The sequence below is a fragment of the Stenotrophomonas sp. YJH_SMC_54 genome (assembly GCF_059368435.1).
Window position 1 is genome coordinate 166,381 of the sequence record NZ_JCAFRS010000002.1, and the last position, 23,756, is coordinate 190,136.

Annotated in this window: 20 protein-coding genes and 1 tRNA gene; 12 read left to right on the plus strand and 9 right to left on the minus strand. The window is 67.5% G+C overall.

The features are described from left to right. Positions 1 to 10 precede the first annotated feature (10 nt). Both AC5P5S_RS03095 and AC5P5S_RS03100 read left to right on the plus strand, forming a co-directional pair. A complete protein-coding gene (locus AC5P5S_RS03095) occupies positions 11 to 2,848 on the plus strand; it encodes a TonB-dependent receptor (protein WP_005410533.1) in 2,838 nt (945 codons plus the stop codon). 129 nt (positions 2,849 to 2,977) lie between these two features. Then, the gene (locus tag AC5P5S_RS03100; RefSeq protein ID WP_012480928.1) at positions 2,978 to 4,399 is read left to right on the plus strand and encodes a basic amino acid/polyamine antiporter; all 1,422 of its coding nucleotides are present in this window, start codon (positions 2,978 to 2,980) and stop codon (positions 4,397 to 4,399) included. Positions 4,400 to 4,472: 73 nt separating this feature from the next. On the opposite strand, the gene AC5P5S_RS03105 is transcribed toward AC5P5S_RS03100, so the two are convergent. From AC5P5S_RS03105 to AC5P5S_RS03140, 8 genes are all read right to left on the minus strand, one after another. Continuing rightward, positions 4,473 to 4,549: transfer RNA gene (locus tag AC5P5S_RS03105), tRNA-Asn, on the minus strand. Between the two features lie 22 nt (positions 4,550 to 4,571). After that, positions 4,572 to 5,042, minus strand: a complete 471-nt coding sequence (rlmH, locus tag AC5P5S_RS03110; RefSeq protein ID WP_062606137.1) for a 23S rRNA (pseudouridine(1915)-N(3))-methyltransferase RlmH — start codon at positions 5,040 to 5,042, stop codon at positions 4,572 to 4,574. Between the two features lie 64 nt (positions 5,043 to 5,106). Further along, entirely contained in the window at positions 5,107 to 5,517 is a 411-nt protein-coding gene (gene rsfS, locus AC5P5S_RS03115; RefSeq protein ID WP_005410536.1) for a ribosome silencing factor, read from the minus strand. A 58-nt stretch (positions 5,518 to 5,575) separates the two neighbouring features. Next, entirely contained in the window at positions 5,576 to 6,244 is a 669-nt protein-coding gene (gene nadD, locus AC5P5S_RS03120) for a nicotinate-nucleotide adenylyltransferase (RefSeq protein ID WP_005410537.1), read from the minus strand. Next, entirely contained in the window at positions 6,245 to 7,282 is a 1,038-nt protein-coding gene (gene holA, locus AC5P5S_RS03125) for a DNA polymerase III subunit delta (RefSeq protein WP_043034740.1), read from the minus strand. 9 nt (positions 7,283 to 7,291) lie between these two features. Next, positions 7,292 to 7,876 carry an LPS-assembly lipoprotein LptE gene (locus AC5P5S_RS03130; RefSeq protein ID WP_005410539.1) on the minus strand — a complete coding sequence of 195 codons (585 nt, stop codon included), beginning with the start codon at positions 7,874 to 7,876 and terminating at the stop codon, positions 7,292 to 7,294. Positions 7,877 to 8,012: 136 nt separating this feature from the next. Next, entirely contained in the window at positions 8,013 to 10,655 is a 2,643-nt protein-coding gene (gene leuS, locus AC5P5S_RS03135; RefSeq protein WP_012480931.1) for a leucine--tRNA ligase, read from the minus strand. Between the two features lie 105 nt (positions 10,656 to 10,760). After that, a complete protein-coding gene (locus AC5P5S_RS03140; RefSeq protein WP_043034739.1) occupies positions 10,761 to 11,363 on the minus strand; it encodes a DUF998 domain-containing protein in 603 nt (200 codons plus the stop codon). Between the two features lie 124 nt (positions 11,364 to 11,487). On the opposite strand from AC5P5S_RS03140, the gene trxA reads away from it, so the two are divergent. The 4 genes from trxA to AC5P5S_RS03160 all read left to right on the plus strand — a co-directional run bounded on the left by trxA (position 11,488) and on the right by AC5P5S_RS03160 (position 16,302). Further along, the gene (gene trxA / locus AC5P5S_RS03145; RefSeq protein WP_005410542.1) at positions 11,488 to 12,345 is read left to right on the plus strand and encodes a thioredoxin; all 858 of its coding nucleotides are present in this window, start codon (positions 11,488 to 11,490) and stop codon (positions 12,343 to 12,345) included. A gap of 153 nt (positions 12,346 to 12,498) precedes the next feature. Further along, positions 12,499 to 14,154: a FecR family protein gene (locus tag AC5P5S_RS03150; protein WP_231336610.1), complete on the plus strand. Its 1,656-nt coding sequence runs from the start codon at positions 12,499 to 12,501 to the stop codon at positions 14,152 to 14,154. Next, entirely contained in the window at positions 14,151 to 15,776 is a 1,626-nt protein-coding gene (locus AC5P5S_RS03155) for a CHASE2 domain-containing protein (protein ID WP_111687533.1), read from the plus strand. Before AC5P5S_RS03150 ends, AC5P5S_RS03155 begins: the two co-directional genes overlap by 4 nt. Before the next feature lie 73 nt (positions 15,777 to 15,849). Then, positions 15,850 to 16,302 (plus strand): DUF4442 domain-containing protein, encoded by a 453-nt coding sequence (locus tag AC5P5S_RS03160; RefSeq protein ID WP_010482929.1) that lies wholly within the window; start codon positions 15,850 to 15,852, stop codon positions 16,300 to 16,302. Between the two features lie 7 nt (positions 16,303 to 16,309). Here AC5P5S_RS03160 and AC5P5S_RS03165 read toward each other — a convergent pair whose 3' ends face one another. After that, the gene (locus AC5P5S_RS03165; RefSeq protein ID WP_231336611.1) at positions 16,310 to 17,626 is read right to left on the minus strand and encodes a hypothetical protein; all 1,317 of its coding nucleotides are present in this window, start codon (positions 17,624 to 17,626) and stop codon (positions 16,310 to 16,312) included. 76 nt (positions 17,627 to 17,702) lie between these two features. On the opposite strand from AC5P5S_RS03165, the gene AC5P5S_RS03170 reads away from it, so the two are divergent. From AC5P5S_RS03170 to AC5P5S_RS03195, 6 genes are all read left to right on the plus strand, one after another. Further along, on the plus strand, positions 17,703 to 18,398 hold the full coding sequence (locus tag AC5P5S_RS03170; RefSeq protein WP_005414135.1) for a DUF502 domain-containing protein: 696 nt from the start codon (positions 17,703 to 17,705) through the stop codon (positions 18,396 to 18,398). Continuing rightward, positions 18,395 to 19,180, plus strand: a complete 786-nt coding sequence (locus AC5P5S_RS03175) for a queuosine precursor transporter (protein WP_005414136.1) — start codon at positions 18,395 to 18,397, stop codon at positions 19,178 to 19,180. The genes AC5P5S_RS03170 and AC5P5S_RS03175 overlap by 4 nt, the downstream gene beginning before the upstream one ends. A 95-nt stretch (positions 19,181 to 19,275) precedes the next feature. Then, the gene (locus AC5P5S_RS03180) at positions 19,276 to 21,216 is read left to right on the plus strand and encodes a DUF885 domain-containing protein (protein ID WP_231336612.1); all 1,941 of its coding nucleotides are present in this window, start codon (positions 19,276 to 19,278) and stop codon (positions 21,214 to 21,216) included. Positions 21,217 to 21,232: 16 nt separating this feature from the next. Then, entirely contained in the window at positions 21,233 to 22,303 is a 1,071-nt protein-coding gene (locus tag AC5P5S_RS03185) for a serine hydrolase domain-containing protein (protein WP_149501275.1), read from the plus strand. Then, positions 22,300 to 22,704: an SMU1112c/YaeR family gloxylase I-like metalloprotein gene (gene gloA2 / locus AC5P5S_RS03190; protein ID WP_005414138.1), complete on the plus strand. Its 405-nt coding sequence runs from the start codon at positions 22,300 to 22,302 to the stop codon at positions 22,702 to 22,704. Before AC5P5S_RS03185 ends, gloA2 begins: the two co-directional genes overlap by 4 nt. A 533-nt stretch (positions 22,705 to 23,237) precedes the next feature. Then, positions 23,238 to 23,681: a DUF2147 domain-containing protein gene (locus AC5P5S_RS03195; protein ID WP_005410552.1), complete on the plus strand. Its 444-nt coding sequence runs from the start codon at positions 23,238 to 23,240 to the stop codon at positions 23,679 to 23,681. Positions 23,682 to 23,756 lie beyond the last annotated feature (75 nt).

The window sequence follows — 23,756 nt, forward strand, 5'->3', positions numbered from 1 at the left end:
GAGAGAAGCTGTGAAACACCTGATCCAACGGCCCGCCAGCCGCCGCCGCTGCACCCTGGCATCGTCCATCACCCACATCCTTACCGGCGGCACATTGCTGCTGGTTGGCGCCGTGGCTTCCACCTCCGCCTTCGCGCAGGAGAAGGCCACCAACCTGGACCGCATCACGGTTACCGGTTCGAACATTCCGCGCACCAACACCGAAACACCGTCCCCGGTGCAGGTGGTGACCCGCCAGGAAATCGACCGCACCGGCAAGACCACGGTCGCCGAATACCTGCAGACCATCACCGCCAACGGCGCCGGCTCGATTCCCAAATCATTCGGCAACGGCTTCGCCGGCGGTGGCGCCGGCATCTCCCTGCGCGGTCTTGGCGCGGGCTCGACCCTGGTCCTGTTGAACGGCCGCCGCATGGCGACCTATGGCCTGGCCGATGATGGACAGAAGGTCTTCACCGACCTGAGCACCATCCCCCTCGACGCCGTTGAACGCGTGGAAGTGCTGAAGGACGGCGCCTCGGCGATCTATGGCTCCGATGCCATCGCCGGCGTGGTCAACATCATCCTGCGCAGTGATTTCCAGGGCGCCATTCTGCGTGGCTCCTATGGCGTCTCCGGCGACGGCGACGGCGATACCCGCAAGGCGACCCTGACCGCCGGTACCGGCGACATGGCCACCGACGGCTGGAACGCCTTCTTCAGCCTGGACGTCGGCAAGAGCGACGCGATCAAGATCAGCGACCGCAAGAACCGCAAGTGGATCGGCACCGGCGACACCCGCCAGTGGGGCTACGGCAACAATGCGCAGTTCCTGGGCGGCGCCTTCCTCAGCGGCAGGACCCGTGGCGGTGTCGGACCGAACGGTTCGGTGTATGACGACCGCAATGTCACCGAGACCAATCCGGCGACGCTGGTACCGCTGCCGGGCTGCCAGGGCCTGACCACCATTGGTGGCCAGACCGATGCTTCGGTGGCCGCGCAGGGCTGCCTGTGGGATCCGGCGCAGCTGTACCGCGACATTTCGCCGGAAGAGAAGTACGTCAACGTGTTCGGACGTGCCAGCTTCGCCTTCGGCGAGGGCGGCGAGATCTACACCGAGATCGGCTACTCGAAGAAGGAAACCACCTTCAGCAACACGCCGTCCGGTGTTTCCGGCGGCTGGGGCTACCCGGGTGGCCCGGTCAACGCCAACAGCGGCGACGGTGCCGTGGTGCTCGGCCCGAATCATCCTGACCGGCCTGCCGGCCTGGGCAACGGCCCGTTGCGCCTGCGCTACAGCGCCTGGGATGTCGGCCCGCGCGTGACCGACAACACCAACGAGTTCAACCGCTTCCTGGTCGGCGTCAAGGGCAACTGGGGCGACTGGAGTTATGACACCGCCTACCTGCATTCGGGCACCGACCTGGTCAACGAGCGCACCGGCTTCCTGCGCTACAGCGCCGTGAAGTGCGCGCTGGGCGACGCGAACTGTGCCGGTGGCGTGTGGCGCATCGGTGACAATGCCAACCTGAACTCCAAGGCACTGTACGACTACATCTCGCCGAAGATCAGCGCACGCGCCAAGTCCAGCCTGGACATGTTCGACTTCACCGTGTCGCGCAGCCTGATGGATCTGAAGGGGGGGCCGCTGGGCCTGGCGATCGGTACCGAATGGCGCAAGACCAGCAACAGCCTGACCCCGCAGACCTACACCGACACGGGTGACATCATCGGCCTGGGCTACTCGGCCTATGACGGCACGCAGAACGTCTACGCCGGTTACGTCGAACTGTCGGCACCGGTGCTGGAGCAGTTGGAACTGTCCGCTGCACTGCGCTACGACAAGTATGAAAGCGGTGAAGGCAAGGCCACGCCGAAGCTGGGCGTGAAGTGGACGCCGGCCGACTGGATCGCCTTGCGCGCCAGCTACGCCGAAGGCTTCCGTGCACCGAACCCGGCCGAGAACGGAGACGGTGGCCTGGCCGCCTTCTCCACGGCCTCGGATCCGATCCGTTGCCCGGACGGTGAAAACCCGGCCCCGGGTGCTTCGCCGGACGACTGCGGCTCGCAGTCGGTTGCGATCATCACCCGTCCGAACAAGGACCTGAAGCCGGAAGAGTCTAAGAGCTACTCGGTGGGCATCGTATTGCAGCCCACCAGCTCCACCTCGCTGACCGTCGATGCCTGGGAAATCAAGCGCACCAACGAGATCGCCCAGGGCGATACCGATGACGCGATCCGTGCCGGCAATGTCCTGCGCGACAACAACCTGCTCAACGGCGTCGCAGGCACCGGCAGCATCCTGGCCGTCAATACCGCCTACATCAACGCAAGCTCCTCGCGCGTTCGCGGCATCGACACCGACATCCGCCAGACCTTCGACATCGGTCCGGGCCAGCTGGAGATGGATCTGCAGTGGAGCCACCTGCTGAAATTCGAGCGCACCAGCGGTGGCAGCACCGATGACTTCCTGGGCACGCACGGCAACTGCGACGTGACCAACTGCATCGGTACGCCGAAGGATCGCATCAACTTCGGTACCACCTGGAAACAGGGTCCTTGGAGCGTGAGCGGCGTTGCCAATTACATCTCCAGCATGGACAACACCGACAAGCGTGGCGGCAAGTACCAGTTCTTCTACTTCGACGGCACGCCGGTGAAGAAGATCTCCTCGTTCACCACCTTCGATCTGTCCGGCCGTTGGGCTGTTACCGACGAGTTCGAGCTGAGCGCTTCGGTCGAAAACGTGTTCGATCGCATCGCTCCGCTGGATCCGCTGACCTATGGCGGCGTGAACTACAACCCGATGCACTTCAGCGGCGCCATCGGCCGTTACTTCACTGTCGGCGCCAAGTACACCTTCAAGTAATACCGTTCAACGCACCACCTTCGAAGGCCCGGGCATCTGCCCGGGCCTTCGTCGTTGCGGCCCCTTGCGTGCATGTTCACGGGCACACCGCTACCGTGGGTCGGCGTCATCAGCGCCGCAGGGGACATCATGGCCGCGACATCACAACGCCTCGGGCTGCCCGCGTTGACCGCACTGGTGGTCGGCTCGATGGTCGGTGCCGGCATCTTTTCATTGCCGCAGAACGTGGCGCGCAGCGCCGGTCCGGCGGCGGCGCTGCTCGGCTGGGCGGTCAGCGGCGCCGGCATGCTGATGCTGGCCTTCGTGTTCCAGGCCCTGGCCAACCGCCGGCCGGATCTCGATACCGGCATCTACGCATACGCGCGCGAAGGCTTCGGCAACTACATCGGCTTCTCCGCCGCGTGGGGCTACTGGGTTGCCTCGGTGCTCGGCAACGCCAGCTTCTTCGTGCTGATCTTCAGTGGCCTCGGCCACTTCATGCCGGTCTTCGGTGAAGGCAATACCCCGGCCGCCGTGGCCGCTTCGTCGCTACTTCTCTGGACCGTGCACCTGCTGGTGCTGCGCGGCCTGCGCACCGCCGCCATCGTCAACGGCCTGGTAACGGTGGCCAAGCTGCTGCCTATCACGTTGTTCCTGATCCTGGCCGCCGGTGCCTTCCGCATGGATGTGTTCCGCGCCGATTTCCTGGGCGCGCCCGCACTCGGCGATCTCGGCCAGCAGCTGCGCGGCATGATGCTGGTGACCGTGTGGGTATTCATCGGCATCGAAGGTGCCAGCATCTACTCGCGGCGTGCGGCCCGTCGCGCCGATGTCGGCCGCGCCACGGTGATCGGCTTCCTCGGCGTCTGGCTGCTGCTGGTGCTGGTCAGCCTGCTGTCGATGGGCGTGCTGTCGCAGGCCGAACTGGCGGGGTTGCCCAATCCGTCGATGGCTTACGTGCTGCGCGCCATCGTCGGCGAGTGGGGCGCGACGGTGATCATCGTCGGCTCGATCATTTCGGTACTCGGCGCGCTGCTGGCCTGGGTGCTGCTGTGTGCCGAAGTGCTGTACGCCGCCGCAGGCGACGGCACCATGCCGGCCTTCCTGGGACGCGAGAATGCGCGCGGCGTGCCCGCCAACGCGCTGTGGCTGAGCAATGGCTTGATCCAGCTGTTCCTGCTGCTGGTGCTGGTCAACTCCGGCAGCTACACGGGCCTGGTGCTGCTGGCGGCCTCGATGAGCCTGGTGCCCTACTTCCTGTCCACCGCGTTCGGCGTGCAGTTGGCGTGGCGCGGGGACGCCTATGCGGGTGAACCGGGCGTGCGCTGGCGTGACTTCGCGGTGGCGCTGCTGGCCAGTGCCTACGCGTTGTGGCTGGTGTATGCAGGAGGCCTCGACAACCTGCTGCTGTCGGTGCTGCTGTATGTGCCCGGCGTCGTGGTGTTCGCACTGACCCGGCTGCAACGCGGTGAGCAGGTATTCACGCGTTGGGAATGGGTGTTGTTCGGCGCCATTCTGGTGGTGGCCATCGCTACGCTGGTGGCGTTCTCCAGAGGTGAGCTGGCACTGTAGAGTCGAGTGCGGGCTCAGCTCTACAACAACGCAAAAAAAAGACCTGCATCTTGCGATGCAGGTCTCTTTAAGGTGGCGCCCGAAGTTGGACTCGAACCAACGACCCCCTGATTAACAGTCAAGTGCTCTAACCGGCTGAGCTATTCGGGCAGACGACTAGTATAACCACTCTTCACGCGCGATGGTAGGGGTGATTCGCAATCATTGCGGCGGCCCGGTACAACTGCTCGGCCACCACCAGGCGCACCAGCATGTGCGGCAGCGTCAATGGTCCAATCGACCACTTTTCGTCGGCCAGCGCGGAAACTTCCGGCGAATGCCCTTCCGGGCCACCGATCAGGAAGGCAAGGTCCCTGCCCTGCCCACGCCAATGCTCCAGCCGCTGCGCCAGCTGTTCGGAACTGAGCTGGCGGCCCGGCACATCCAGCGCCACCACATAGGCATTCTTCGGCAGTGCGGCGATCACGCGCTTGCCTTCGTCTTCGGTGGCGCGGCGCGCATCGCGGCCCTTGCCGCGCAGGCCGGGCTCGATTTCCACCAGATCGAACGGCAGCCAGTGCGACAGCCGCTTCTGATACTCGGCGAAGCCCTGCGCCACCCAGCTGGGTGCGCGTTCGCCGGTAGCAATCAGGCGGGCTTTCATCAACGGTCCTCCAAAACGTCGACGGCGCCATCGGCGCCGTCGAAGGGATGCATCAACGTGCGGCTCAGGCCACTTCGTCGTCGCTGGACGGCGGCTGGTCGCCAACGGTCCACAGGCGCTCCAGGGCATAGAACTCACGCACGCGCGGCAGCATCACATGCACGATCACGTCGCCCAGGTCGACCAGCACCCACTCGGCTTCGCGCTCGCCTTCAACACCCAGCGGCATCACGTCGAGATTCTTGGCAAAGCGCACGACTTCATCGGCGATCGACTTGACGTGGCGGGTCGAGGTGCCCGAAACGACGATCATGTAGTCGGCAACGCTGGACCGGCCGCGCACATCGATCTCGACCAGGTCCTTGGCCTTCAGGTCTTCGGTGGCTTGGCGGACGCTGGCCAGCAGTTCCGGCACGGACGGCGGCGGGCTGGGCAGATCGACCTTGATGGTCTGGGGCTGGGTCTGGTTGCTCAAAGTGGATCGACTCGATAAACGTGGGGGCGATTATACGGGCAAGCCGGGGCGGCGGCATTCACGGCGTAGGGGAGCGGTACAGGCCATGGGCGGCCACATAGTCGGCCACGGCCGGCGGCAGCAGCGCCCGCCAGGGGCCGCCGGCGGCGATCTGCGCACGCACGGCACTGGCCGATTCCTCGCGCAGCGGATGATGCAGGCGCAGGATGCGCCCGGCCGGACTGGCGAACAGGGCCTGCTCGTTGTCGGCCCAGCGCCCTTCCAGGGCGCGGCCAAGTTCGCCATCCACCGAGGCCTGAAGGGGACTGCCCGGGCGCTCGGCCACCACGAAATGGGCCAGCCCGAACAGTGCCTCCCATTCATGCCAGCGGGTCAGGCCCAGCAGGCTGTCGGCCCCCACCAGCCAGGCCAATGGCCGGCTGGGGCCCAACTCGCCGCGCAGTTCGCGCAGGGTGTCGACGGTATAGGACGGGCGACCGGGAAAGCGTATGGCGCGGTCCAGTTCACGGTGGTCCAGCAGCAGGCCTGGCTCATCGCCGATGGCCAGCGAGAGCATGGTGAAGCGCTGGTCAGCGGTTGCGCCCGGCACCGCGCGATGCGGCGGATCAGCCGCCGGCAGCATGCGTACAGCGACCTGCAGTTCGTCACGGGCAGCACGCGCGATGGCGAGGTGCCCGAGGTGCACCGGATCGAAGGTGCCCCCGTAATAGATCCGCAGGCTCATCACTCAGGCCCGCGCCAGCAGGCGCACGGCACGCGGTTCGGCCACGGCCACCAGCAGGCGCTCCAGCGCCAGCCAGGCATCACCGTCGGCGCGCCCCTTGGCGATGCGGTCGACCAGTCCGGCCTCGGCCACGAAACGCTCCCAGCGCTTGCCCTCGGGGTGCCGCTGCAGCGCACGCTTGTAGGGCGCTTGCCGCGATTCCCAGATGCCGCGCGATTTCATTTCGGCGGCCAGATTGCCGCCACGCGCCTGTACCCGGGCCAGGCCGGAACCAGCCAACAGCTCGCGGATCACCATTGGCATCAGTGCGGCCACCGCCTCGCCTTCGCCACGCAGGCCCGCCAGCATGCGCAGCACCGCCGGCGGCTGGCCGGAGAACGTGGCTTCCAGCAGCCGGAAAACGTCATAGCGGGCGGCGTCGGCCACCAGCGACTCCATCCGTTCCACGTCCAGCGGCTGGCCGTCGGCCAGCAACGCCAGCTTGTCGATTTCCTGCGCAGCGGCCAGCAGGTTGCCCTCGACCCGCTCGGCCAGGCGCTGCACGGCGGCCGGATCGGCACGCAGGCCCTTGCCACGCAGGCGGCGCTCGATCCAGTCCGGCAGTTCGTGCGGCTTGATCGCCCACGCCACCGACAGCACGCCGATGCGATTGACTGCCTCGGCCCACTTGCCCTGGTGGGCCTTGCTCCATTCGTTGGCGGTAATCATCAGCACCACGTCCGGCGCCGGGTTGGCGCAGAACTGGCTGATCACCTCGGCCCCGTCCTTGCCCGGCTTGCCGCTGGGCAGGCGCACCTCGACCAGGCGGCGGGCACTGAACAGGCTGGGCGCGTTGAAGCTGGCGTCGAGCTGGTTCCAGTCGAAATCACGCCCATCGGCGTCGAACACTTCCCGCTCGGCGATGCCGGCGGCGCGTGCGCGTGCACGGATGGCGTCGGCCGCCTCAAGCACGCGCAGGGTTTCCGGGCCGGCAATCAGGTAGACCGGCGCCAGCGGGGTGTCAGCGCCCTGGCTGGCCAGCTGCTCCGGACGCAGTTCCATCGTCGCGACTCAGTGCTTGGCTGCGGGAACCGGCTCGGCCGGCTCCGCCCCTTCGATCGGCTTGGCCTTCGGCGCCGTCAGGCTGCCGCCCTTCTCGATCTCGGCGCGCACCACGCTGTCGATGCGGCGGATGATCGACGCGGACATTTCCCGTCGCAGCTCATCGGCCAGGATTTCGCGTTCGGTGGTGGTACCGGTGGCGTCGGTCGGCGGCGACACGTAGTCGCGCGACAGTTCGATCACCTGCTGCGGCACCAGCTCGCTGCCATCCTCGCGACGGAAGATGAAGATCACCGCATAGCGCAGGCTGTACTCCTGCGCACGGCCCTGCGAGTCGATGGCGATCGGCAGGTCGCCCCAGCGTTCGGACAGCACCTGGAGCTGGGTACTGGGCCCCTTGCTGTCCTCGTCGGCCAGCTTGGCACCGGAAGCCAGCAGGCTGCGATTGAGCAGCTTGACCAGTTCGCTGTATGGCGCGGTGGAGACCACCTTCACCGGCGCCGTGTCGGTCGGCAGCATCAGCTTGTTGCGCAGATGGAAACCGCAGCCGGCAAGGCCGAGGACAAGAACGAGGGCAAGCAGGATTCGGGTCATGGAGACAGTCTGGCGGAGCCGGGCGATCACGGCAACACACAGCCTGCCCGAAGCCGCGTGAATGCAGGGCCATCAAGTGCATGGCCCCACACCGGGAAGGTACCGGCCACCGCGTGGGTGACCGGCCCAGGATGCATCAGGCAGCGACGATGTTCACGATCTTGCCCGGCACGATGATGATCTTGCGCACGGTCAGGCCTTCCATGAACTTGGCCGCATTCGGCTCGGCCAGAGCCAGTGCTTCGACCTGCTCGCGTGCAGCATCGGCGGCCACCTCGATGGTGCCACGCAGCTTGCCGTTGACCTGCACGGCCAGGGTCAGCGCGTCGCGCACCAGCGCACCGGCGTCGGCCTGCGGGAACGGCTGGTCTTCCAGCAGCGTCTCGCCATGGCCCAGCACCTGCCACAGGGCGTGGCTGGCATGCGGGGTGATCGGGTTCAGCAGCAGCACGATGGCCTGCAGCGCTTCCTGGCGCACCGCACGGCCCTGCTCGCTGCCGTCCTCGAACTTGGCCAGCGCGTTCATCAGTTCCATCACCGCCGCGATGGCGGTGTTGAAGCTGTGGCGACGGCCATAGTCGTCACCGACCTTGCCGATCGTCTCGTGGGTCTTGCGACGCAGTGCCTTCTGGTTGGCGTCCAGCGCGGCCACGTCCAGCGCCGGGGCGGCACCGTCGGCGGCGTGCTTCTGCACCTGGGCCCACAGGCGGCGCAGGAAGCGCGCCATGCCGTCCACGCCGGCTTCGTTCCACTCCAGCGACTGTTCCGGCGGGGCGGCGAACATCGAGAACAGGCGCACGGTGTCGGCACCGTACTTGTCGACCATCGCCTGCGGGTCCACGCCGTTGTTCTTCGACTTGGACATCTTTTCAGTGCCACCGACCACCACCGGCTGGCCGTCGGCGATCAGCGTGGCGCCAGTGATGCGGCCGCGCTCGTCGCGCTGCACTTCCACATCGGCCGGATTGATCCAGTCCTTCGAGCCGTCCGGGTTCGGGCGGTAGTAGGTCTCGGCGATCACCATGCCCTGGCACAGCAGGTTGCGTGCCGGTTCGTTGCTGTCCACCATCCGCGCGTCGCGCAGCAGCTTGTGGTAGAAGCGGAAATACATCAGGTGCAGGATCGCGTGCTCGATGCCGCCGATGTACTGGTCGACCGGCAACCAGTAATTGCCGCGCTTGTCGACCGCATCACGGGCACCCGGCGAGGTGTAGCGGGCGTAGTACCAGCTCGACTCCATGAAGGTGTCGAAGGTGTCGGTCTCGCGCTCGGCCGCGCCGCCGCATTCCGGGCAGGTGGTCTTGCGCCATTCCGGATCGGTCTTGATCGGCGAACCAGTCCCCGAGAACGCCACGTCCTCCGGCAGCACCACCGGCAGCTGCTCTTCCGGCACCGGCACCGCACCGCACTTGTCGCAGTAGATCACCGGAATCGGGCAACCCCAGTAGCGCTGGCGGCTCACGCCCCAGTCGCGCAGGCGATAGTTGACGCGGCGCTGGCCCTGGGCCTTGCGCTCGAAGCGTTCGGCCAGGGCTTCGAAGGCGCCCTGGAAATCCAGCCCATCGAATTCGGCCGAGTTGACCAGCTCGAAGGCACGGTTCTTGTCGCTGTACCAGTCCTGCCAGCGGGCACCATCCCAGGTGCGCTCGTCGTCGTTGCGCGGATCCTTCAGCGCGATCACCTGCTTGATCGGCAGGCCGTACTTGTTTGCCACTTCATTGTCGCGCTGGTCGTGGCCCGGAACAGCCATCACCGCACCGGTGCCGTAGCCCATCAGCACGAAGTTGGCGACCCACACCGGCACCTTTTCGCCGGTGACCGGATGGATGGCACGCAGGCCGGTGTCCATGCCGCGCTTTTCCTGGGTTTCCAGCTCGGCCTCGGACACGCCACCCTGCTTCATTTCCGACAGCAGCGCAGCCAGTTCCGGGTTGTTCTTCGCCGCATGCAGGGCCAGCGGATGTTCGGCGGCGATCGACACGAAGGTCACGCCCATCACGGTATCCGGTCGGGTGGTGAACACGCGCAGCGGATCCAGCGCAGTGCCGTCGACATCACGCACGTCGAACTGGATTTCCAGACCTTCGGAGCGGCCGATCCAGTTGCGCTGCATGGTCTTGACCGAATCCGGCCAGCCGTCCAGTTCATCCAGGCCGTCCAGCAGTTCCTGGGCGTAATCGGTGATGCGCAGGAACCACTGCGGGATCTCGCGCTTCTCGACCAGCGCCCCGGAACGCCAACCACGGCCATCGATGACCTGCTCGTTGGCCAGCACGGTCTGGTCGACCGGATCCCAGTTCACCACCGCATTGCGGCGGTAGGCCAGGCCCTTGCGCATCAGGCGCGTGAACATGCGCTGTTCGTGGACATAGTAGTCCGGGCGGCAGGTGGCGAATTCGCGCGACCAGTCCACCGCATAGCCCATGGCCTTGAACTGGCCACGCATGTGCTCGATGTTCTTGTAGGTCCAGGCCGCCGGTGCGGTCTTGTTCTTGATTGCCGCGTTCTCCGCCGGCAGGCCGAACGCGTCCCAGCCCATCGGCTGCAGCACGTTGTGGCCGGTCATGCGCTTGTAGCGGCTGATCACGTCGCCGATGGTGTAATTGCGCACGTGGCCCATGTGCAGCGCACCGGACGGGTACGGAAGCATCGACAGGCAGTAGTACTTCGGCTTGTCCGAAGTCTCGTCGACTTCGAAGGCACGGGTGGCGTCCCAGTACTTCTGGGCGGCGGATTCAACCTGCTGCGGGTCGTAGGCGTTGGTTTCAGCGCTGGTCATGGAACACGCGGATGCGGCGGCAAAGCGGTACAGCGTACCGCAGTGCGGCAAACGTCTCCAATCCTGCCCGCCGACCGCCGGCCCCGCCAGCGCCCGGAGCCGGTCTCAGCGCGGTCGCGACAGAGGCAGGGCCAGCGCCAGCCAGACCGCCCAGCAGGCGAATGCAAGCCGTTGTGCCAGCGGCGCCGGCAGCACGCCCTGCAGCGCAAAGGCAGCCAGCGCCGCCAGCACGCCACAGGCGAGCGCCACCCCGCCCAGGGCGCGGCCGTGCGTCTGGCGCAGCTGGGAGATGCCCAGCAACAGGGTGCCGGCGACGAAGCCCAGCACCCAGATCATCCAGGCACTGGCGTGCAGCTGGCTGGCCGGCCCGTGCAGATCGTCCACATCCAGCGGCATCAAGCCCATCGCGGTGAAGGCCAGTCCGCCCAGCAACAGCATCTGGCTGCCCACCCGCGGCGCCCAGCCAGCACCGGGCGGCAGCTGTCGGCGCAGGCACTCGGCCACGACCACCGCCAACAGGCCCGGCAGTACGAAGCCCAGCAGATTGAAGGCCAACGCGTGCGGCACGCCATGTGCGCCCAGCAGGGCCACCGGGTGCCGCGCCTGTGCATAACCTTCCAGGCCGGCGCCGAAGCCCAGCACCGCCAGCACGAACAGCAGTGCGGCGGCGGGGCCGGACAGACGCAACAGGGAAGACGGGGAGGTCATGCGGGCTCCAGGAGCAACGGCGGCGGGAACGACGCATTGTCGGGCATTTGCCGCAGTCCGGGTTGAGACTGGCATCGATCGTCACCATAGAATCGGTCTCCAGATGCCAATCGATGCCTCCCCCATGACCGAGACGACCTACGTATTCGACGCCACCACTGCGACCTTCGAGGCCGAAGTCCTGCAGAAGTCGCTGCAGACGCCGGTGCTGGTCGACTTCTGGGCCACGTGGTGCGGCCCCTGCAAGACCCTGGGGCCGATGCTGGAAAAACTGGCCGCCGAATACAACGGCGCCTTCGAGCTGGCCAAGGTCGATGTCGACAAGGAACAGCAGATCGCCGCCGCCTTCCAGATCCGCTCGGTGCCGACCGTGTTCCTGGTCAAGGGCGGCCAGCTGGTGGACGGTTTCCCCGGCGCCATCCCGGAAGGCCAGCTGCGTGAGTTCCTGGCCCAGCACGGCATCGTGCCGGCCGACGTCGGCGACACTGCCGCCGAGGACGAAGCGCCGTTGGATCCGCAGGCACAGGTGGATGTACTGCGTGCGCAGATCGCCGCCGAGCCGGACAAGGACGAGCTGAAGCTCGACCTGGCCCTGGCCCTGCTGCAGATCGGCGGCGTGGACGAAGCCGGCACGCTGATCGACGGCCTGCCCGCCAACCTGGCCACCGACGACCGCGCCGTGCGCGCCCGCGCCCGGCTGTCCTTTGCCGCCGCCCTGAAGGACGCCCCGGCCGCCGAGGTGCTGGACGCGCGCATCGCCGCCAACGGCAATGACCTCAAGGCCCGCCACCTGCGCGGCGTGCAGCTGCTGCTCGGCGGCCATGACGAGGCCGCGCTGGCGCAGTTCCTGGAAATGCTGCGGATCGACCGGAGTTTCGAGGAAGGCCTGCCGCGCAAGGCGCTGATCGATGCCTTCAATGTGATCTCCGACGAGGACCTGGTCGGCCAGTACCGCCGCAGGATGGCCTCCCTGCTGTTCTGAACGGAAGCCGGGTTCGTTCAGAATCCCTGCACTGGACGCGGGCAATAATGCGCACGATGGCGGCCGTACGGCCGCCACGATCCGTTCGGGGGGATGAGGTCGGGGCCATGGGGTCTTGCAGCTGCACCCCCGCATTGCCGGGATTGCAAAACTGTGACCTTCGTCCGCTCGCTGTTGTTTGCCATGCGCTTCCAGGGCGCCCTGCTCTGTGCCCTGCTTCTGCTGCCGGCCATCGCCGCCGCGCAGGACTGGAACTACCGGGTCCGCCCCGGCGACACCCTGTGGGATCTGGGTGGCGTGTATCTGAAACCCTCGGTGCGCTGGCAGCAGCTCCAGCAGCACAACCGAATCGACAACCCCTACCGGCTGCCGCCCGGCCAGCTGCTGCGTTTCCCCATCAGCTGGCTGCGCATCGAACCGGCACCGGCGCGGGTGCTCTCGGTCCGCGGCAAGGTCGAACTGTCCAGTGGAGACGGCAGCGCCAGCCGCGCCATCCAGGCCGGCGAGCAACTGCATATCGGAGACACCGTACAGACCGAGGGCGAATCCAGCGTCACGCTGGAATTTGCCGATGCGTCGCGCCTGCAGCTGCGTGAGTACTCGCGCCTGCGCCTGGACCAGCTCAGCCGCTACGGCCACACCGGCATGGTCGACACCCGCCTGCGCCTGCAGCAGGGCCGCGCCAGCAATCGGGTGACGCCCGCGCGCGGCCCGGCATCGCGTTACATCATCGATGCGCCCACCGCCACCAGCAGCGTGCGCGGCACCGTCTTCCGGGTCAGTGCCGGCGACGGTCGTGATGTCGCGGCCACCGAGGTCCTGCAGGGCAAGGTGCAGGTCGGCAACACCCATGGCCAGCGCATGGTCCAGCCCGGACAGGCCACCCGCAGCGCCAGCGCAGACGCCGCACCGGACGCAGTCTCCGCACTGCTGCCGGCACCGCAGCTGCGCAACGATGAACTGCGCCTGGCCCCGTTGCCGACGCTGCTGGCATGGACTCCGGTCGCCGGCGCCGCGCATTACCGCGTTGAAGTGGTGGAGGCAGCCACGCCGGAGATCCTGCTGTTCGCTGCCACCACCCCCGATACCCGCCTGGCCATCGGCGATCTGCCGCCGGGCCAGCTGCGCATCCTGCTGCGCGCGGTCGATGCGCAGGGTGTGGAAGGCATCGACGCCAGTGCCGACTTCGAACTCAGCGACCAGCCTCCACCGCCGCTGACCCTGGCCCCGCTGCATGGACAGACAATCAACAGCGACCGCCCGCGTTTCCGCTGGAGCCAGGCCCCCGGTGCGCGCAGCAGCGTGCTGCAGATCGCGGCTGATTCCAGCTTCGTACAGCCACTGCAGGAACAGACCAGCACCGGCACCGACCTGCGCCTGGCGCAGCCATTGCCGCCGGGTCACTACTTCTGGCGGATCGCCTCCCGCAGTGCCGATGGGCACCAGGGGCGCTATGGCCAGGCCCTGCCACTGCAGCTGAGCAACGAGCCGGTGGATCCTGCGCTGCAACCGCCCGAGGCCGCGCACGGTGAACTGACCCTGCGTTGGCAGGCCGGCAGCGAAGGCCAGCGCTATCGCGTGCAGGTCGACCGCCGCGGCGACTTCAAGGCCCCCCTGGTCGACGAAACCGTGGCCGAACCGCAGGTCAGCTTCAAGCGTCCGTGGCGCGGCACCCTGCATGTGCGCGTGCAGTACATCGACGATGACGGCCATGCCGGCGAGTTCTCGCCTGCCCAGCAGATCGCCCTGCCGTGTCGCCTCTGCTATGGCACCGGCGGCGGTGCCCTGCTGCTGTGGCTGCTGTTGTGAGGCGCTCACCGCTGCCGTGGTCGAAGCGGATCCTGCTGGCCATGCTGGCCGGGATACTGACCCTCGTCGCCAGCCAGGGCCAATGGCTGTGGCGGCAGGACGAGGCCACCTACGACGCGATGGTCGGCAACTGGGACTATCGACCCGACCCGAGCGTGCTGATCGTGGCCATCGACGAAGGCAGCCTGCAACGCATCGGCCAATGGCCGTGGCCACGCTCGGTCCACGCCCGGTTGCTGGATCGCCTGACCGATGCCGGTGCCGAACGGGTCGCGCTGGATCTGATGCTGTCCGAGCCGGACCGCCGCGACAGCCGCCAGGACGAGGCGCTGGCCGCGGCCATCCGTCGCAATGGCCGGGTGGTGCTGCCGGTGCTGGCCGCACCGGCAGCCGGTGATCGCATGGCCGAGGAAATGCTGCCGGTTCCACAGATCGCGGCCAGTGCCGCCGCCATCGGCCACACCGACGTCGAGGTGGACAGCGACGGCGTCGCCCGCGGCATCTACCTGCATGCGGGCATCGGCAAGGCGCATTGGCCGGCGCTCGGGCTGGCCCTGACCGGCCTGCCCGCGGGCGCGGTGCGCGGGCTGCCCGACCCTGATCCCGAGGTGGGCTCGCCCTATCAATGGCGGCGCAACGACTACGTGCGGGTGCGCTATGCCGGACCTCCCGAGCAGTTGCCGCAGGTTTCCTACGCAGACGTACTCGATGGCCACGTGGACATGGCGATGCTGCATGGCCGCCGCATCATCGTAGGCATGACCGCCAGCGGCATCGCGCCGCGCCTGCTGACCCCGACCACCCGCGAGTTCTGGATGAGCGGCAGCGAGTACCAGGCCAACATCGCCTCGATGCTGCTGCAGCACAAGCAGATCGAGGTGCTGCCCCGCTTCTGGCAGCACACCATCAGCGCGGTGCTGGTGGCGCTGTGCGTGATCCTGCTCGGCCTGCGCCTGCCGTGGCTGGCGGCGCTGTGTTCGCTGCCGCTTGCTCCTCTGCTGAGCTGGTTGCTGTTGCGCACCAGCAACCTCTGGTGGGCGCCAGCCACCGCCCTGCTGGGCGTCCTGCTGGTCCTGCTGGCCTGGGCGACCTGGCGGATTTCGGCCTGGCACCGGCAGGCCAACCGCGACGCACTGACCGGCCTTGGCAATCGCCTGCGCTTCGAACAGGCGTTGCAGCAGGAATGCGACGCCGCACGACGCAACGGCAAGCCACTGAGCCTGGCGCTGATCGATGTCGACCACTTCAAGCGCCACAACGACCGCCATGGCCACCAGGTCGGCGACCGCGTGCTGCGGGACGTCGCCCGGTTGATCGGCGCGCATGCGCGGCGTCCGCGCGACATGGCCGCGCGTTACGGTGGCGATGAATTCGCGCTGGTATTGCCCGATACCCCGGCCGAAGGCGCGCGGCTTGTGATCCAGGACCTGATCGACTGCGTACGTGCATTGCCGGTACACGGTGACGGCAGCGACGATCGGGTGACGCTCACCATCGGCGTGTTTACCCGGGTACCGGAAGGCGAGCTGCAACCGCATCATTTCGTCGAAGGGGCCGACACCGCGCTGTACCAGGCCAAAGCGAATGGACGCGACGGGTATGTGATCGACGGCGGCGCGTGACCGGTGCCACCGGGTGCAACATACGCATGCGAATGGTTAGACTGGACGCCTCGCCCAGCGCCCCCGGATCCGCATGAACGCCCGTCTGTTCCGCTTCGGCATCAACCTCTGGCCGCCCTTCCTGTTCACCGGCATCCACGTCACCCGCATCACCCCCGACTACCGGCAGATTGATGTCGAGCTGCGCCTGCGGCCATGGAACCGCAACTACGTCGGCACCCACTTCGGCGGCAGCCTGTTCGCGATGACCGATCCGTTCTGGATGCTCGGCCTGCTGCACATCCTCGGCCGCGACTACTACGTGTGGGACCGCGCCGGCGCCATCGACTTCCTCAAGCCGGGCCGTGGCATCGTGCGGACGTCGTTCCGCATCGACGACGCGCTGCTGGATGAACTGCGCGCCGAAGCGGCCAGTGGCGAGAAGGTGCTGCGCTGGTTCAGCAACGACGTGATCGATGAAAGCGGCGAAGTGGTCGCACAGGTCCGCAAGCAGGTGTACCTGCGCCTGAAGCCGCACGCGCGCTGAGCGCGCCTCAATCGCGCGCCAACGCAGTCGAAGCTGGCTCCGCCTGCAGCGGCACCGACAGCCACGGGCTTTCGTCGTTGCTGCGGGACGGCGAGCGGCGCGGCACCTGCAGATGGCGGCCATCCGCCGACAAGCGCGGCACCCGCACCGGCGAGGCGAACTGCGCCGGCAACCGCTGCAGGGCATCCACCGGATCCCCCGGCTGCTGCCGCAGCCAGCGCTGTGCACCCAGCAGGCGCAGCATCGCCGCGGCGTCCTGGGTGCGCGACGAATAGGCCGGATAGACCGGACCCGCAATGTCGGTCAACAGGCAACCCATGACGTTCGACAGGCAACCAAAGTCACGCTGCGGCGGCGCCGGTACCGGCAACGGACGGTCCGCCTCCAGCGCAGCGGTCGCCGTCGCGCCACAGGCCCAACCGAGATTGCCGGCCGCACGGGCCAGGGTGCTGCTGCGGTCCAGTACCAGCGCGCCGCCGAATTCCCGCGCCGAGGTCTCGATCGCCACCCGGTTCATCGCATACTCGCCCTGCATCGCACGGCACAGGCTCTGCTCGTCGGCCCGCATCGGCTGCATGGCCTGTTCGCATTCGGCCGGCAGCGGGTGATCGGCAGGCAGTTCGACCAGCATGTCGGCCAGCAGCTGCGCGTTGGCCTGTACCAGGCTGGCGCCGATGATGCTTTCGACCAGATAGCTGCCACCGGGCACCAGCCGCCGGCCCAGCTGCACTCCCCGGCAGCTGCCGCGCAGGGCACCGTCGATGTCACCCTGTACGAACGCCAGCGCGCGTGCGCTGGTGGCATCGACCACCAGCCCGTAGGTCGGCATCGGCACCAGGATGCCCTCGCCCTTCGGCTGGAACGGCGATACGAAGTAGTCTGCTTCGGCGAGCTGATCCAGCCGCGCGTGCAACTGCTGGTGCCCGGCATGGGCCTCCACGAAGCGTTGCGGGTCCGCGCGGACCTGGGCGAGGCAGCCGCGGGCGGCCGGCCCGCAACTGGCACCGGGCCGCGAGCGCAGCTCGGCATGGTTGGCCACCAGGTGTGTCTGGCCGCCGCTGCTGCCCCGCAGGTCGGCCTCCCAACGGCGCACGTCCTCGGCCAACGCCTGCTCGCGCTGGCGGGCATCCAGATCGTCGAACGGCAGCGTCCACAACAGGGCATAACCGTTGCGCCCGCTCGCCGGCAGCCGCGCTTCCAGCCGTTGCTGCGCCTGCAACTGCGATTCCGGCACCGGCCACATGCGTGAGGCGCACCACACCACGATGGTCAACAGCAGCAGGCCCGCCAGGGTCCAGCCCAGTCCGCGCAGAATCTTCAACACAGCTTCCCTTCCATGGCTCGTTGCCGCAGTCGATCCACCAGCGTAATCGACCGGCAGTGACCGCTACAATGCGCACATGTCGCTCGAAGCCCCCGCCCTGGTCCCCCGCCCCTCCCTGCAGCGCCTGTTCCTGACCGGCCTGCTGACCCTGCTGCCGATCTGGCTGACCTGGGTCGTGGTCAAGTTCGTGTTCGTGTTGCTGTCGGGCATTTCCAGCCCGCTGGTGGTGCCGCTGTCCGAGCAGATCGCGACAAGCTTCCCGCACTACCTCGGCTGGGTCCGCGCCGAATGGATCCAGGACACCATCGCCCTGCTGGCCACCCTGCTGGTGATCCTGGCGGTGGGCGTGGCCAGCCGCCGCGTGCTCGGCCAGCGCCTGCTGCGCTGGGTGGGCGCGGTCATCAAGCGCATTCCGCTGGCCAGCATCATCTACGACAGCGCAAAGAAGCTGCTGGACATGCTGCAGACCGAACCGGGCAGCACCCAGCGCGTGGTGCTGATCGACTTCCCGCACCGCGACATGAAATCGGTCGGACTGGTCACCCGCGTGATCAAGGAACACGGCACCGACCGTGAGCTGGCCGCGGTGTATGTACCGACCACGCCGAACCCGACCTCGGGCTACCTGGAAATCGTGCCGGTGGAACTGCTGACCCCGACTGACTGGACCGTCGACCAGGCCATGAGCTTCATCATTTCCGGCGGCGCCGTCGCACCGTCCAGCGTGCCGTTCACCCGCGCCGGCGAACGCACCGGCGAACGCACCGAATGACCCCGGCGCCGATCGAGCGCCCGCTGCAGGACCGCGCGGTCCTGCTGTTCATCGTGCTGGCCGCGTTCTTCTGCGGCAATGCGGTGCTGGCCGAGCTGATCGGGGTGAAGATCTTCGCGCTGGAAGACACCCTGGGCATCGCCCCGCTGAACTGGAACCTGTTCGGCCAGACCGGCTCGCTCAGCTTCACCGCCGGTACCCTGCTGTGGCCGGTGGTGTTCATCATGACCGACACCATCAACGAGTTTTTCGGCAAGCGCGGCGTGCGCTTCATCTCGTGGCTGGCGGTGGTGCTGATCGGCTACGGCTTCCTGTTCGCCTTCGCGGCCATTTCGCTGGCGCCGGCCAGCTGGTGGGTCACGTCGATGGATGGCCACGGTGTGCCCGACTACCAGGCCGCGTTCGCAGCCGTGTTCGGCCAGGGCATGTGGACCATCGCCGGTTCGCTGGTGGCCTTCCTGCTCGGCCAGCTGATCGACGTGGCGGTGTTCCATCGCATCCGCCAGGCCACCGGCGAACGCCACGTGTGGCTGCGTGCGACCGGATCGACCGCGATCTCGCAGGTGGTGGACAGCTTCGTGGTGATCTGGATCGCCTTCGTGCTGGGCCCGCAGCACTGGCCGACCTCGCTGTTCCTTGCGGTCGCCAGCGTCAACTACGTGTACAAGATGGGCTTTGCGATTGCCCTGATTCCGTTGCTGTACCTGATGCGGCGTGCCATCACCCGCTATCTGGGCGCCGATCGCGCGGCGGCACTGCGCGCCGCTGCTGCGGCTGACTGAAGCCCCAGCGCCACCAAGCTGACTGCGTCTTCACGCTGGCCGTACGCGCGCGGATCGTGCAAGCTCCACGATCTGTGTTCCACGGAAGCTTCTTGATGCCGTATTCCCCCCGCGTCCTGGCCGCTGCCATTGCCGCGTTGTTCCTGTTCAGTGCCGTGCCGTCGGCCGAAGCAGCGAAGAAGAAGGCCAGCCGCCCTGCCGCTGCGCAGACCCGCCAGGCCGCCAAGCCCAAGGCCAGGCCCGCCCGGGCCACCGCACCGGCCCGTGGCAGTTCGGCGCGCCGCGCTGCGCCGCGTCCGGTCGCACCGGCCCGTGCCGTGCCCAAGCAGGTGCAGCTGGAACGGCTGTACGACGAGTACTGGGATGCCTCGATGCGGTTGAACCCGCTGCAGGCCACGTTCCAGGGCGAACCGCGCTACAACGACCAGCTGCCCAACATCCTGTCCGCCGCCTGGCGCCAGCAGTCGCACGACTTCACCACGCAGTGGCTGGGCAAGGTCGAAAAACTCGGCAGCGATGGTCTGCAGGGCCAGGACCTGCTCAGTTACGAGATCTTCGTACGTGACGCGCGCGCCTCGCTGGCTGCCGAGCGCTACCCGAGCTGGATGATGCCGATCAGCCAGTACTACAACATCGGCAGCATCATGGCGATCCTCGGCTCCGGCGCGGGCGCGCAGCCGTTCAACACCGTGCAGGACTATGACACCTGGTCGCGCCGCTCGCTCGGCATTCCCGAACTGTTCGACCAGGCCATCGACAACATGCGCCAGGGCATGAAGGCCGGCGTGGTGCAGCCGCGTGACCTGATGGAGAAGGTGCTGCCGCAGCTGGATGCGGTGATCAAGCCGACCGCTGAAGAGAGCATCTTCTGGTCGCCGATCCGCACCATGCCGAACACGATTGCGGCCGAAGACAAGGCGCGCATCAGTGCCGAGTACAAGCGCATGATCGAACTGCGCATCATGCCCGCCTACCGCGCCCTGCGCGGCTTCATCGCCACCGAGTACCTGCCGGCCACGCGCGCCAGCAGCGGCATGGGCGCGCTGCCCGACGGCCAGGCCTGGTACGCCAACCTGATCGTGCAGACCACCGCCAGCGACCAGACCGCCACGCAGCTGCACGCGCTGGGCGAGCAACGCGTGCAGGAACTGCAGGCACAGATCGCCACGGTGATGAAGGACGCCAAGCTGCGTGGCACGCCGGCAAAGCTGCTGCGCAGCATGCGCAACGATCGCCAGTTCCAGTACAGCGATGCCAATGCACTGATCAGCCGCTACCGCCAGGTGCAGCAGCAGGTCAACGCGCGCCTGCCGCAGGTGCTCGATACGCTGCCGAAGTCCGCGCTGGAAGTACGCGCGGTGGAACCGGAACGGGCGCTGACCGCCGCCGCTGCCGCCTACCAGCCGTCGCCGCCCGGGCAGCCCGGCGTGCTGTACATCAACACCCGCGACCTGCCCAGCCGCAAGCGCTGGAGCGTGCCGGTGCAGTACCTGCATGAAGCGATTCCCGGCCATCACGTGCAACTGGGCCTGCAGCAGGAGCTGGCCAAGCTGCCGCGCTTCCGTCGCCTCGGTGGCGATCTTGCGTTCGTCGAAGGCTGGGGCCTGTACGCCGAAACGCTGGGTGAAGACCTCGGCGTCTACACCGATCCCTACGACCGTATCGGCTACCTGTACTCACGCCTGCTGCGCGCCGCGCGCGTCGTCGCCGACACCGGCGTCAATGCACAGGGCTGGAGCAAGCAGCAGGCCGTGGCCTACCTGCAGAAGACGGTGGACATGAGCAGCGATGACGCCAACGCCGAAGTCGAGCGGATCATGGCCCAGCCCGGCCAGGCACTGTCGAACGTCGCCGGCCTGACCACCATCGTTGCCCTGCGCGACAAGGCCAAGGCACGCCAGGGCGCAGCCTTCGATCTGCGCCGCTTCCATGCAGAACTGCTGAAAGACGGCTCGATGCCTCTGGACGTGCTGGACCGCAAGATGGAGCGCTGGATGGCACAGCCGGCCAGCGCTACGCCCACACCTTCGCCCTGACGCTTCCGGAGCCACCATGCGCCCTGCCGTCGCCCTGTTCGCCGCCGTGCTGGGCCTGCTGCCTCTGACGGGCGCCGCCGCACCGGTGCTGACCCCACCGGATGCCGGTATCGACGGCCTGATGCAGGCCTACGATGGCCAGGTGCCCGGCGCCGCAGTGCTGGTGCTGCATGACGGGCAGCCGGTGTTCCGCCGTGGCTACGGCCTTGCGGTGGTCGAAGACGGCACCCCGGTCACAGCCGCCAGCAACTTCCGGCTGGCCTCGGTCAGCAAGCAGTTCACCGCTGCGACGGTGCTGCTGCTGGTGGAAGACGGCCGGCTCGGGCTGGACCAGCCGGCCCGGCAGTGGCTGCCCGAGCTGCCACCGGCTGCAGCGGGCATCACCCTCCGCCACCTGCTCTCGCATACCAGCGGCCTGCTCGACTACGAAGACCTGATGGACCCGGCAGACACGCGGCAGGTACACGATGCCGATGTGCTGGCCCTGCTGTCGCGCCAGGACCGGCTGAACTTCGCGCCGGGCACGCAGTACCGCTACAGCAACAGCGGCTATGCACTGCTGGCACTGATCGTGGGCCGCGCATCCGGCCAGGATTTCGCCGCCTTCCTGCAACAACGCATCTTCCGCCCACTGGGCATGACGCATACCGTGGCCCACCAGGACGGCGTGGACACGGTCGCCGCACGCGCCTATGGCTACAGCCGGATCGATGGCCGCTGGCAGCGCACCGACCAGAGCACTACCAGCGCCGTACTGGGAGACGGCGGGATCTACTCCTCGCTGGACGACCTGGCCCGCTGGGATGCGGCGCTGTACGACGACCGCCTGCTGTCGAAGGCCTCGCGCCGCGCGATGTTCAGCCCGGCGACGACCACATCGGAACCGGACGTGCCGCATTACGGCTTCGGCTGGCGGCTGAATGGTCCGGTGCAATGGCACAGCGGCGAGAGCATCGGCTTCCGCAACGTGATCGTGCGCCACCCGGAGAAGCACCTGACCGTGATCGTGCTGACCAACCGCAACGACCCCGAACCCTATCCGCTGGCGCAGAAGATCGCCCAGCGCTGGCTGGACACCCTGCAATGACCCCCGGTTCTGACGCCCTGCTGGGCATCCACCACGCCGCACTGATCTGCAGCGACTACGCACGCTCGAAGGACTTCTACGTGCGCATCCTCGGCCTGCGCGTGCTGGCGGAGAACCACCGCGCCGCACGCGATTCCTGGAAGCTGGACCTGGCCCTGCCCGACGGCGGCCAGCTGGAACTGTTCTCCTTCCCCTCGCCGCCGCCCCGTCCCAGCCGCCCAGAGGCCCAGGGTCTGCGCCACCTCGCGTTCCGGGTGGCTGCACTGGAACCCTTCATCCAGCGCCTGGCCGCGCATGGTGTCGCCTGCGAACCGATCCGCGTGGACGAATACACCGGCCGCCGTTTCACCTTCTTCGCCGACCCCGACGACCTGCCGCTGGAGCTGTACGAAGTCGGTTGAGCGTTTTTCAATCGTGATTCATCCATGCATGGCATGGATCTACTGTGTCGACCAAGGTCGACACCTACCCACAACCCGATACCGACAGATCTCCGGAAACTGTCGAAGGCGGGGTGGGTCCGGTTGCGGGGGCGTGAGCCGCATGGGCCCGAGGCATGCCTCGGGCGGGTTGGGCAGGACACCCAACCCCGGTCTTGCCGTGTGCGCAGGACTGCGCCCACGAGCAAGCGGCGACCGAGCTTACATGGGTGAGGGCGCTTTGCTTGCGAAGCACTGCTTCGCAAGCGCCCGAACGCACAGCCGCCAGCGGCTGGGCCGGGCCCCGGAGGGGGACTTGCAGCGGCCCCCGCAACCGGACCCACCCCGCCATCCCACGGATAGCCGCCTTTGCTTTTGAGGTTGCCGGCCAGCGGCCGGCACTACCGCGGGTGCAGGGCGCAGCCCTGCAAAGCCCCCCTTCCCCATACCCCGCCGAATGGGTATACAGTCGACCCGTACCGGCATCGTGCCGGAATGAACCCTGGGAGGGGACCATGCGCAAGACCTTCAAGACCCTGCTGCTGGCACTGCCGCTGTGCCTGGCCGCGCTCTCGGCGCAGGCCGCCGATGGCGCCGCCGGCCGCTGGAAGACCATCGACGACAAGACCGGCAAGGTGAAGTCGATCGTCGAGATCACCCAGGCCGCCAACGGCACCCTGACCGGCAAGGTGGTCGACATCCTGCACTCGGACAAGGGCCCCAACCCGGTCTGTGACGGCTGTGAAGGCGCCAACAGGAACAAGCCGGTGAAGGGCATGACCATCCTCTGGAACCTGAAGGCCGACGGCGCCAACAAGTGGTCCGGTGGCACCATCCTCGACCCGGCCAACGGCAAGACCTACAAGTCGAAGATGGAACTGCAGCCCGGCGGCACCCGGCTGGACGTGTCCGGCTGCATCGCCTTCATCTGCCGCGCGCAGACCTGGCAGCGCGAATAAGCGCCCCGGCCCCCGCTTCATCCCCGTGACCCGGCCTCGGCCGGGTCACCTCGTTGCGGGCATGCGATACTCTGC

Excerpts from the sequence above, each read along its gene's own strand:
- AC5P5S_RS03100 (WP_012480928.1), top strand. The coding sequence starts at position 2,978 with ATGGCCGCGACATCACAACGCCTCGGGCTGCCCGCGTTGACCGCACTG.
- rlmH (WP_062606137.1), bottom strand. The coding sequence starts at position 5,042 with ATGAAAGCCCGCCTGATTGCTACCGGCGAACGCGCACCCAGCTGGGTG.
- holA (WP_043034740.1), bottom strand. The coding sequence starts at position 7,282 with ATGGAACTGCGTCCGGAGCAGCTGGCCAGCCAGGGCGCTGACACCCCG.
- AC5P5S_RS03130 (WP_005410539.1), bottom strand. The coding sequence starts at position 7,876 with ATGACCCGAATCCTGCTTGCCCTCGTTCTTGTCCTCGGCCTTGCCGGC.
- leuS (WP_012480931.1), bottom strand. The coding sequence starts at position 10,655 with ATGACCAGCGCTGAAACCAACGCCTACGACCCGCAGCAGGTTGAATCC.
- AC5P5S_RS03140 (WP_043034739.1), bottom strand. The coding sequence starts at position 11,363 with ATGACCTCCCCGTCTTCCCTGTTGCGTCTGTCCGGCCCCGCCGCCGCA.
- trxA (WP_005410542.1), top strand. The coding sequence starts at position 11,488 with ATGACCGAGACGACCTACGTATTCGACGCCACCACTGCGACCTTCGAG.
- AC5P5S_RS03160 (WP_010482929.1), top strand. The coding sequence starts at position 15,850 with ATGAACGCCCGTCTGTTCCGCTTCGGCATCAACCTCTGGCCGCCCTTC.
- AC5P5S_RS03170 (WP_005414135.1), top strand. The coding sequence starts at position 17,703 with ATGTCGCTCGAAGCCCCCGCCCTGGTCCCCCGCCCCTCCCTGCAGCGC.
- AC5P5S_RS03175 (WP_005414136.1), top strand. The coding sequence starts at position 18,395 with ATGACCCCGGCGCCGATCGAGCGCCCGCTGCAGGACCGCGCGGTCCTG.
- AC5P5S_RS03180 (WP_231336612.1), top strand. The coding sequence starts at position 19,276 with ATGCCGTATTCCCCCCGCGTCCTGGCCGCTGCCATTGCCGCGTTGTTC.
- AC5P5S_RS03185 (WP_149501275.1), top strand. The coding sequence starts at position 21,233 with ATGCGCCCTGCCGTCGCCCTGTTCGCCGCCGTGCTGGGCCTGCTGCCT.
- gloA2 (WP_005414138.1), top strand. The coding sequence starts at position 22,300 with ATGACCCCCGGTTCTGACGCCCTGCTGGGCATCCACCACGCCGCACTG.
- AC5P5S_RS03195 (WP_005410552.1), top strand. The coding sequence starts at position 23,238 with ATGCGCAAGACCTTCAAGACCCTGCTGCTGGCACTGCCGCTGTGCCTG.